This is a genomic window from Vibrio sp. Isolate22 (assembly GCF_022398115.1).
Classification (GTDB): Bacteria; Pseudomonadota; Gammaproteobacteria; order Enterobacterales; family Vibrionaceae; genus Vibrio.
In genome coordinates this window covers 1-9,835 of the sequence record NZ_JAKEUW010000093.1, presented here as the reverse complement: position 1 = coordinate 9,835, position 9,835 = coordinate 1, and the positions used below count along the sequence as shown (strand labels likewise).

The window sequence follows — 9,835 nt, the reverse complement described above, 5'->3', positions numbered from 1 at the left end:
GTCGAGAAAAGGTAACTGCTTGGATAATGCGGTTGCTGAAAACTTTTTTGCTTTACTCAAAACAGAGATGTATCACAACCAAAGCTTTGAAGATGCAGATGCTCTGATAGAGCAAATTAAAGAATACATCGAGTACTACAATACCAAACGTATAAAAGTGAAACTAAAAGGCCTGACTCCGATAGAATATCGAACTCAGGCCTTGAAAGCCGCTTAACAGAAATGTCCAACTTTACGGGGTCACATCACTATTCAGTGCGGCTTTTGATTCGGTCATTGTGCTAATTAGTCTTTGTAGATAGAAAACTCATCAGCACAAGCAACTAGCTGCTCGCGAGTCATCATGAATACACCGTGACCACCATTAGAGAACTCAATCCAAGTGAATGGAATCTCTGGGTACTGATCCATCATGTGAACCATTGAGTTACCTACTTCACAGATCAGAATACCGTCATCAGTCAGGTAGTCTGGCGCGTTAGCTAGGATTCGGCGAACCAGTTTAAGTCCGTCAGAACCTGCTGCTAGGCCAAGTTCTGGCTCATGGGTAAACTCATCTGGCAGGCTGTTCATGTCTTCTTCGTCCACGTATGGCGGGTTAGACACGATCAGGTTGTATTTCTCTTTTGGCAGATCACGGAACAGATCTGAACGGATTGGGAACACTTGTTGCTCCATGCCGTGATCTTGAACATTCTGCTCTGCAACTTGCAATGCATCTGTAGAGATGTCAATTGCGTCAACTTCGGCTTCCGGGAATGCGTGTGCGCAAGCGATAGCAATACAGCCACTGCCCGTACAAAGATCCATGATGCGAGTCGGCTCTTCAGTTAACCAAGGTTGGAATTGAGCTTCAATAAGCTCACCAATTGGAGAACGAGGCACAAGTACACGCTCATCAACGAAGAACTCCAGGCCACAGAACCAAGCTTTGTTCGTTAGGTAAGCCGTTGGTGTGCGATCATTGATACGCTTGATTACACGCTCAACAATGCGTAGACGCTCGCTGCTCGTTAAGCGAGAGTTCAATACATGTGAAGGAACATCAATCGGCAGATAAAGAGTTGGTAAAATAAGTTGTACCGCCTCATCCCACGCATTATCAGTGCCGTGACCATAAAATAGGCCCGCTGCATTGAAGCGGCTAACAGTCCAACGAATCACATCTTGAAGCGTGTGTAGTTCTGATACCGCTTCTTCTACAAAAATCTTATCCAAAATTGTCTCCGAAAAGCGCTACAATACTGCTAATTACGTTTCAAATTAGAATTCATAACCTGATGAGCAAAAAAGACACCGATTTCGATGACGATTTCGCCCTGTTCAGCGATGCAGTAAAGGGCGTTAAAAAGTTGCAACAGGATACCATAATCCAGCAGCCAAAAAGAAATGCCAAACAAAAAGAAATTACTCGAACGGCAAGACAAGCCAGTGACAGCGAGTTTTATTTCTCAGATGAGTTCATTCCGCACCTTAGCGAAGAGGGCCCAACACGCTATGCGCGTGACGATGTCTCTAAGTATGAAGTGAAACGACTTCGTCGTGGTGTCTATGTTCCAGACGTCTATCTAGACATGCATGGCATGACTCAACAAGAAGCCAAACGCGAGCTTGGCGCCATGATCGCACATTGTGTCAAAGAAGGTGTCGCATGTGCCTGTGTCCAGCACGGCATCGGTAAGCACATCTTAAAAGAGAAAGTGCCTTTGTGGTTGGCTCAACACCCAGATGTGATGGCTTTTCACCAAGCGCCTCTTGAGTTTGGTGGCAATGGTGCACTGTTAGTGTTGCTCTCAATTCCAGAGAAATAGAACGAGTCGTGATCACTTCACACCAAATAACAAAGGGCACCTCAATTACTGAGGTGCCCTTTTCTATTCTGGCTGTCGCTCTATGTTCTATCAAACCCTAAGTTATGGGTTGATGTTCCACAGCAGCTCGCCTTTTTGTGTCTCAAGGTCGAATTCAATACAGGCTAAACCTGATGTTGGGAACATCGGTGGCGCCATACCGGTTGCGAATTCAGCAGTTAAGTAGCCCACTAGAGGTAAATGAGAAACAAATAAAATGGTCTCTAGTTTTTCTACTTCAGCCATTGCCACGGTCAAATCAAACACATCATCAGACATTCCATAAGGCGTGATGTCATCACAGGTTTCCACTTTCTTTCCAGAAAACGCCTGAGAGATCTCTAACCACGTTTCTTGTGCCCTCAAGTATGGGCTCACTAGTACTTTATCAAACTGGCTGATGCCCTGCTCGTTTGCAGCTTGAGCCACCGCAAGAGACGCCATTTTACCGCGCTTAGTTAACGCTCGTTCTGCGTCCGAGTTAGCAAAATGTTCTGCTTCACCGTGGCGCATTATGAATATTTTCATGTTCAGTCCTGTCTACGTAACATTTCGAAAGTCGATATATCCCATATCAGCGATACGCTACTTAGCGTTTGGCCCTCAATCCGAAGGGAGCCGCAGTCTATATAAATAATTATATCAAGTCACTTGCTAAAGAGTTCGACTTTCTTAACAATCTTGTTAAAAGAAAATAAATCACTGATAAAAATCGACAAAGTGATTCAGAAGTCGCCAAAAAAGCACTTCATATCCCAAAATATGATCACAAGGTTTGCACGCCGAACCATCGGGTACATAATTTAAAAACCACCTTCTTCGGAGATGCTCCTGTGCATTTAAGCCCCAATGATGAACATCAATACCGTTACCTCACCTTACATAACGGATTGCGAGTACTTTTGGTTCAAGACCATAGCGCTCAAAAAGCTGCAGCTGCACTCGCCGTTAATGTCGGGCACTTTGATGATCCTGCCGACCGAGAAGGTTTAGCACATTACCTAGAGCATATGCTATTTCTAGGAACTGAAAAGTATCCAAAGGTCGGCGAGTTCCAAAGCTTTATCAGCCAACATGGTGGCAGCAATAATGCCTGGACTGGAACAGAGCACACCTGCTTCTTCTTTGACGTTGAATTGAATGCTTTTGAGGCCGCTCTCGATCGCTTTAGCCAATTCTTTACCGCCCCTCTATTTAACGAAGAGGCGCTAGATAAAGAGCGCCAAGCCGTTGATTCAGAATACAAGATGAAACTCAACGACGATGCGCGACGCCTATACCAAGTTACCAAAGAGTTGGTTAATCACAACCACCCATTCTCGAAGTTTTCTGTCGGTAATATCGATACGTTAGGTGACAGAAATGGCGTCACCATTCGCGAAGAGATTCTCACATTCCACCAGCAGCAATACTCTGCGGACTTAATGACCCTGACGCTGTCCGGCAATCAATCATTAGATGAGATGCAAAACTGGGTTGAGGAGCGCTTTAACTCCATCCCCAATCACAACCTTCAAGGCAAAAAGGTTGAGGTGCCTATTGTTGGCGAATTAAGTACTGGTGTTCAAGTACATGTAGAACCGATTAAGGATGTCCGCAAACTTACCTTAACCTTCCCTATGCCGAGCATGGATGAACACTATGGTGTCAAACCGCTGTCATTCTTCGCACACCTATTAGGTTACGAAGGAGAAGGCAGTTTGATGATGCAGCTCAAAGAGAAAGGTTGGATAACATCACTCTCTGCTGGCGGTGGCGCTAGCGGTAGTAACTATCGTGATTTCACGGTGAGTTGCTCATTAACTATCGAAGGCTTAACCAAAACAGACCACATCATCCAAGCGGTGTTCCAATATATCAAGTTGATTGAACAACAAGGCATTGAAGAGTGGCGCTACCTTGAAAAACGTGCCGTTTTAGAGTCCGCTTTCCGTTTTCAAGAGCCCGCAAGACCGCTCGATGTCGTCAGCCATTTGGTTATCAACATGCAGCACTATCAAGAACAAGATGTGGTGTATGGCGACTATAAAATGTCGCATTTCGACGAAGATCTACAACGCTCACTGCTTCCTTACTTAACCGTCGACAATATGCGTGCGACCATTATTGCCAAAGGTTTTGAATATGACAGAGAAGCAAAATGGTACTTTACGCCTTATTCGGTGACTCCTTTTACAGCAGAGCAAATTCAATGCTTCACCTGCATTAATCCCGGTTGGCAGTTTGAGCTACCCGGTAAAAATCCGTTTATTTGCTACGACCTAGACCCAGCAGAACTTGAAGGTGACGCTGAGCATCCGCAGCTGTTGCAAGAGCTCGATGGTTTTAAGCTATGGCATCTACAGGATCACCAATTCAGAGTGCCAAAGGGCGTGGTGTATATCGCCATCGATAGTCCACACTCGGTCGCTAGCCCAAGAAATATCGTTAAAACACGCTTATGTGTCGAGATGTTCTTAGATTCTCTGGAAAAAGAGACCTATCAAGCAGAAATAGCGGGCATGGGTTATAACATGTATACCCATCAAGGGGGCGTCACACTGACACTCTCTGGATTCAGCGAAAAGCAGCCACAATTGCTCAATATGATCCTAGAGCGCTTTCAGGCACGCGACTTTAGTCCAACACGCTTCGAAACCATTAAGCATCAACTTCTCAGAAACTGGAATAATGCGTCGCAAGACCGTCCAATTTCGCAACTGTTTAACGCGATGACGGGCATTTTACAGCCCAACAACCCACCTTATACGGTGCTCATTGAAGCGCTCGAAACGATTGAAGTCGATGAACTCTCTTCATTTGTTCAATCTATTTTGGCTGAGCTTCATGTTGAGATGTTTGTGTATGGTGATTGGCGACAAGCAGACGCTCACAAAATGGCTGAAACCCTCAAGGATGCACTACGAGTTCAAGATCAGGCTTATGAAGAATCGCTACGTCCACTGATCATGCTGGGTGAAAACGGTAGCTTCCAGCGTGAAGTAGTCTGCAATCAAGATGATTCAGCGATCGTGGTTTATTATCAATGCCCTGATATTTCGCCCAAAAATATTGCGCTGTATTCGTTAGCCAACCATTTGATGTCGGCGACGTTCTTCCATGAAATACGCACTAAGCAGCAACTGGGCTACATGGTTGGTACCGGCAACGTGCCGCTGAATCGACATCCTGGCATTGTGCTTTACGTGCAATCGCCGAATGCTGCTCCTGCTGATTTACTAGTTTCAATCGATGAGTTTCTCAACGCCTTTTACATGGTGTTGCTGGAGCTGAACGACTACCAATGGCACAGTAGTAAGCGAGGCCTTTGGAATCAAATATCAACACCAGATACCACATTGCGAGGGCGTGCTCAGCGCTTATGGGTCGCGATAGGCAATAAGGATTTGGAGTTCAATCAGAGAGAACGAGTACTAGAAGAGCTCAAAGGGCTTACGCGCTCAGATATGATGCGTTTTGTGGTCAGCCAGCTTAAGCCACGCACTGCGAACCGACTGATTATGCACGCTCACGGCAACGCTCATAGCGAAGAAGATAAGCTATCTGCAGGTGTCGAGATTGGCTCTATTGATGAGTTCCAGTTGCGCCCGAAAGATACTGAGCTTGGCTAATTAACAGGCTAACAATTCAAAAGGTTGATGTGAAAGCATCAACTTTTTTATTGGATGAAGCACAAAATCAGATCTCCTATTACGCTCCTCCGTCGCTTTAGGAGATGACGTTAGTTTTGATTGAGATGCGTTTGATTACCATTCTGCAAAGTACAATAGCTTACAGAATAAATAACTCTCCTCATCATTCCCGAGAGGGAGGAACAACCGAGTCGGGAGTCTCTCATAGCAATCAGCTCTTCCAGACAAAACGCATAACTCCCCCGTCATTCCCGAGAAGGAGGAACGACTGAGTCGGGAATCTCATATATTCCAAACTGCCCAGAAAAAAAGCCCGCATCAACTGCTTGATACGGGCTCAATATTTAGCTTACTAAAGAGCTACTTGTAGAAAGATTCATCCAGGCCAGCACGTGTCAGTAGACCATCACATGGTGCGAAGCGATCGCCGTACTTAACAGCAAAATCGTTCATCATCTCAACCAGTGACTTAATACCAATTTGGTCCATGTAACGGAACGGACCGCCCAGGAATGGAGGGAAACCAATACCGAAGATAGCACCAATATCGCCATCACGAGGGCTGCGGATAATGCCTTCGTCTAGGCAACGAACCGCTTCATTCAGCATAGGTAACACGCAACGCATTGCGATGTCGTTATCACTTAGCTTCGGCTCAGGTTGCAGCTTAAGGAGCTTGTAAACAGACTTATCGACTTCCTTCTTCTTACCCTTGTAAGTGTAGAAACCTTTACCGCTCTTACGGCCTTTACGATTGTCATTCAGAAGAATGTCGAACACATCAGGGCCTTGGAAACGGTCGCCTAACTCATTGACAAGAATTGGGATAATCTTAGCACCGATATCCACACCAACCTCATCCAGTAAGGTAATTGGGCCAACCGGGAAACCAAAATCTAGCAGCGCACTATCCAGTTTTTCAATCGGCTCATTCGCTAGTAGCAGATGTGCCGCTTCATTCATGTATGGAGCAAGAATGCGGTTTACGTAGAAACCTGCCGTGTCTTTAACAACAATCGGCGTTTTACCTTGCTTCTTCGCCAATGCTACTACCGTCGAGATAGTCTCTTCTGACGTTGTTTCATGAGGGATAACCTCAACTAGTGGCATTTTCTCTGCAGGGCTGAAGTAGTGAAGACCTACCACGTTTTCAGGGCGCTTCGCCTTCTCTGCAATCTTATGGATTGGCAGTGATGAAGTATTCGTCGCGAAGATAGTCTCTGGCTTCGCATTTTGTTCAATGTCTGCAACCATAGACTGCTTAAGGTCAAGATCTTCAAACACCGCTTCGATCACCACGTCTGTGTGGTTGAAGCTCGTAAAGTCGATACCACCAGAAAGCTGAAGCATCTTACTTTCAAGACCTGCACGGCTCAGAATACGACGTTTGCGCTGCTTATCGAATAACTTGTAGTTGTAGTTAAGCGCGTTCAGAACACCATCATTTGATACATCTTTAATACGAACCGGTACTTTTGCTTTCGCTACACTCACATGGCTAATACCTGCGCCCATCAGTCCGCCGCCTAACACACCAACACGCTTTACCGCTTTTGGCTCTGCATCTGCACCGTGTTCTTTCTTCATTTCAGTGGTAGCAAAGAAGATAGAACGAAGCGCTTTTGACTCAGAAGTCATTACTAACTCAGAGAAACGCTTCGCTTCGTACTGAAGACCTTTTTCAAAGCCGTTCTCTAGACCATAACGAATCACGTCAAGAATCGCGTCAGCTGCTGGGTAGTTACCACGAGTTTTCTGATTGGTCTTCTTCGCAGCTTGTTCGAAAATCACTTTACGACCAAGGCTGTTACGAGAGATCAGTTTCTCTTTCGTCGAAGCTTGGCTTTTAGAAGCAAGGCGCTTACCTTTTTTGCTACCCGTATTTTTTTCGACGTAGCTTTTCGCTACTTCAAGCAAAATCGTATCTGGAACACAAGCATCTACAACACCAAGCGATTTCGCTTTCTTAGCACGCAGTTGCTTGCCTGTAAGAATCAGGTCGAGTGAGGGTAGCAAGCCAATTAAACGAGGCAGACGTTGTGTACCACCAGAACCTGGTAGTAAACCTAACTGAACTTCAGGCAAACCAAGACGTGTCTTATCTGAATCGGTACATACACGGTAGTCACACGCTAATGCGAGCTCTAAACCGCCACCAAGACATGGGCCATGAATTGCAGCAACAACTGGGTAAGGAAGATCAGATAACGCTTGGAACATCTCCTGACCTTGTCGTGCTAAAGATTGTGCTTCATCAGCAGTTTTACACGCATCCAGCATTCGAACGTCTGCACCCGCGATAAAGTTATCTGGCTTAAGAGAGTGAACAATTAGGCCTTTAACACGGCTTTGTTTTTCTTTTAGCTGTTCAAAGATCGCTTTCATCTCTTCAGCAAACGCCGCTTGTAGCGTGTTCATTTTCTCGCCTGGTACATCAATCGCTAGCCAAGCAATGTCTTGGTCATCGATGTTAAGAGAGAATGCGGTCGCTTTCTTTTTCGGTGCTTCAGTCACTGGAGTTGACTCCGCGTTAGTGACTACTTCTTTTTCTGTTGTTGCATCAAGAGTCGTAGACATTATTCTACCTCCAAGATCATTGCTGCACCTAAACCACCAGCTGCACATGCTGTATTCAGTGCCAAGCCGCCACCGCGACGTTTTAATTCACGTAATGTTTGAGTCATCATACGCGCGCCAGTTGCTGCAAACGGGTGACCGTAAGCAATTGAACTGCCCAGCACGTTGAACTTATCCATATCAATCTCACCGATCGCTTTATCACGGCCAAGATTCTTCTGTGCGAACTCATCACTAGCAAACATCTTCACATTCGCTAGAACTTGAGCTGCAAATGCTTCATGCATCTCGATAAGCGTAAGGTCCGAAAGCTCCAAACCAGTGTTTTTCAACACTTGTGAGGTCGCATAAGTCGGGCCCATAAGCATATCCGTTTCAACACCAATAGCTGAGAACGCATAGCCACGAATGTAACCCAGCACTTCTAAGCCTAGCTCTTTCGCTTTGCCTTCGCGCATCAACATCACAGCTGCACCACCATCAGTCAGCGGCGTTGCATTCGCAGCAGTCACACTGCCGTATTTTCTATCGAATGCAGGACGAAGTTTGGCGTAACCTTCAACCGTAGAGTCATGACGAATGTTGTTATCTTCCGCTAGGTACTTTTTATACGGTGCTGGAAATGCCGTCATTACTTCATCTTTAATCTTGCCTTCTTTCCATGCTTGAGAAGCCAAAGAGTGAGAACGGTGAGCAAGTGCATCTTGAGCTTCACGAGTAATACCGTGTGTCTTTGCCATCTGTTCAGCGGTTTGGCCCATCGATAAACCAGTCGAGTATTCAGCAACCGCAGGCGGCACTGGCATCAAATCTTTCACTGAAAGTGTTTTGAGGATTTTCAGCTTTTGGCCCATGGTTTTGGTTTTGCTCAGTGCTAATAAATTTGCAGCTAGCTTTTTGGAAACGCCAATAGGCAATACAGAAGAAGAATCCGCACCACCAGCAATACCGACATCAATCGTGCCAGCCATAATGCTTTCGGTCACGTTGACTGCTGCTTGAAAGCTGGTCGCACACGCTCGAGTCACACTGTAAGCATCGGTATTGATATCCATACCGGTACCCAACACGATTTCACGCGCGATGTTTGGCGCTTCTGGCATCTGAACAACTTGGCCGAACACGACTTGTTCGATTAGCGCAGGATCGACATCAGTTCTTGCAAGCATTTCACTCACAACCATTTTGCCTAAGTCGACCGCAGGCACTTGACTAAATTCTGTGCTCTGACGAGCGAATGGGGTTCGTAATCCAGCGACAACGGCAACACGTTCTCCAGAACGCGTTTTGACTTCCTGTTTGCCCATGGTTTCTCCTTAAAGTTAAGAGGTCTGACCTGAAGCATTGTAAAGAAGTTGTTAATTAAATCAAACGAGCGTTTAAATAAACGTGATACGAGTATCTCACTGTCTGAAAATATAACTGCAAATTCAGGCGAACCTTTTGGGGTGAAAGGTTGTCGTAAGATACTAAACTATTGTAAGTAAAGACTGTTATAGCGGTGTAGGAGATTGGTTTTCTTGAGGCAAAAAAAAGGTTCATCGCGGATTAGCGGGAACTAAAAACAAAAACGGTAGTAAGTGATATGGTTTAGTCGCCAAACAAAAATCATACACAAACTACCGTTTTCATGCCGAATCATACTTTCCTATCTTCATTCTGGGAAGGCTTTAAAATAGTAAAGTCTCACCAGACAGCATCACTTATTACACTGACTCTTAAACCTAACTCTGAGGCTAAATGCCTTTGCGGTCTTGAAGCCGAGGCTATCCATGA

7 protein-coding genes are annotated in these 9,835 nt (G+C 45.5%); 3 read left to right on the top strand and 4 right to left on the bottom strand.

Features of this window, described 5'->3' with window-relative positions; all coding sequences use genetic code 11:
- Positions 1-217 (top strand): IS3 family transposase (locus L1D55_RS25900; RefSeq protein WP_152966870.1); only part of this gene is annotated, 217 nt, incomplete at its 5' end.
- Positions 218-285: 68 nt separating this feature from the next.
- On the opposite strand, the gene prmB is transcribed toward L1D55_RS25900, so the two are convergent.
- Positions 286-1,218: a 50S ribosomal protein L3 N(5)-glutamine methyltransferase gene (gene prmB / locus L1D55_RS25895; RefSeq protein ID WP_063523587.1), complete on the bottom strand. Its 933-nt coding sequence runs from the start codon at positions 1,216-1,218 to the stop codon at positions 286-288.
- A 62-nt stretch (positions 1,219-1,280) separates the two neighbouring features.
- Between prmB and smrB the strand changes: the two genes are divergently transcribed.
- Positions 1,281-1,811, top strand: a complete 531-nt coding sequence (gene smrB, locus L1D55_RS25890) for an endonuclease SmrB (RefSeq protein ID WP_061033674.1) — start codon at positions 1,281-1,283, stop codon at positions 1,809-1,811.
- Between the two features lie 102 nt (positions 1,812-1,913).
- On the opposite strand, the gene sixA is transcribed toward smrB, so the two are convergent.
- A complete protein-coding gene (sixA, locus tag L1D55_RS25885) occupies positions 1,914-2,378 on the bottom strand; it encodes a phosphohistidine phosphatase SixA (RefSeq protein ID WP_004739901.1) in 465 nt (154 codons plus the stop codon).
- Between the two features lie 305 nt (positions 2,379-2,683).
- On the opposite strand from sixA, the gene L1D55_RS25880 reads away from it, so the two are divergent.
- Entirely contained in the window at positions 2,684-5,461 is a 2,778-nt protein-coding gene (locus L1D55_RS25880; RefSeq protein WP_239919372.1) for an insulinase family protein, read from the top strand.
- A gap of 381 nt (positions 5,462-5,842) precedes the next feature.
- Here L1D55_RS25880 and fadJ read toward each other — a convergent pair whose 3' ends face one another.
- Both fadJ and fadI read right to left on the bottom strand, forming a co-directional pair.
- The gene (gene fadJ, locus L1D55_RS25875; RefSeq protein ID WP_239919371.1) at positions 5,843-8,059 is read right to left on the bottom strand and encodes a fatty acid oxidation complex subunit alpha FadJ; all 2,217 of its coding nucleotides are present in this window, start codon (positions 8,057-8,059) and stop codon (positions 5,843-5,845) included.
- The gene (gene fadI, locus L1D55_RS25870; RefSeq protein WP_019824831.1) at positions 8,059-9,366 is read right to left on the bottom strand and encodes an acetyl-CoA C-acyltransferase FadI; all 1,308 of its coding nucleotides are present in this window, start codon (positions 9,364-9,366) and stop codon (positions 8,059-8,061) included. Before fadI ends, fadJ begins: the two co-directional genes overlap by 1 nt.
- Between the last annotated feature and the right edge of the window lie 469 nt (positions 9,367-9,835).

What these genes read in the sequence shown, in the direction of transcription:
- smrB (WP_061033674.1), top strand. Translation starts at nt 1,281, where the DNA reads ATGAGCAAAAAAGACACCGATTTCGATGACGATTTCGCCCTGTTCAGC.
- sixA (WP_004739901.1), bottom strand. Translation starts at nt 2,378, where the DNA reads ATGAAAATATTCATAATGCGCCACGGTGAAGCAGAACATTTTGCTAAC.
- fadJ (WP_239919371.1), bottom strand. Translation starts at nt 8,059, where the DNA reads ATGTCTACGACTCTTGATGCAACAACAGAAAAAGAAGTAGTCACTAAC.
- fadI (WP_019824831.1), bottom strand. Translation starts at nt 9,366, where the DNA reads ATGGGCAAACAGGAAGTCAAAACGCGTTCTGGAGAACGTGTTGCCGTT.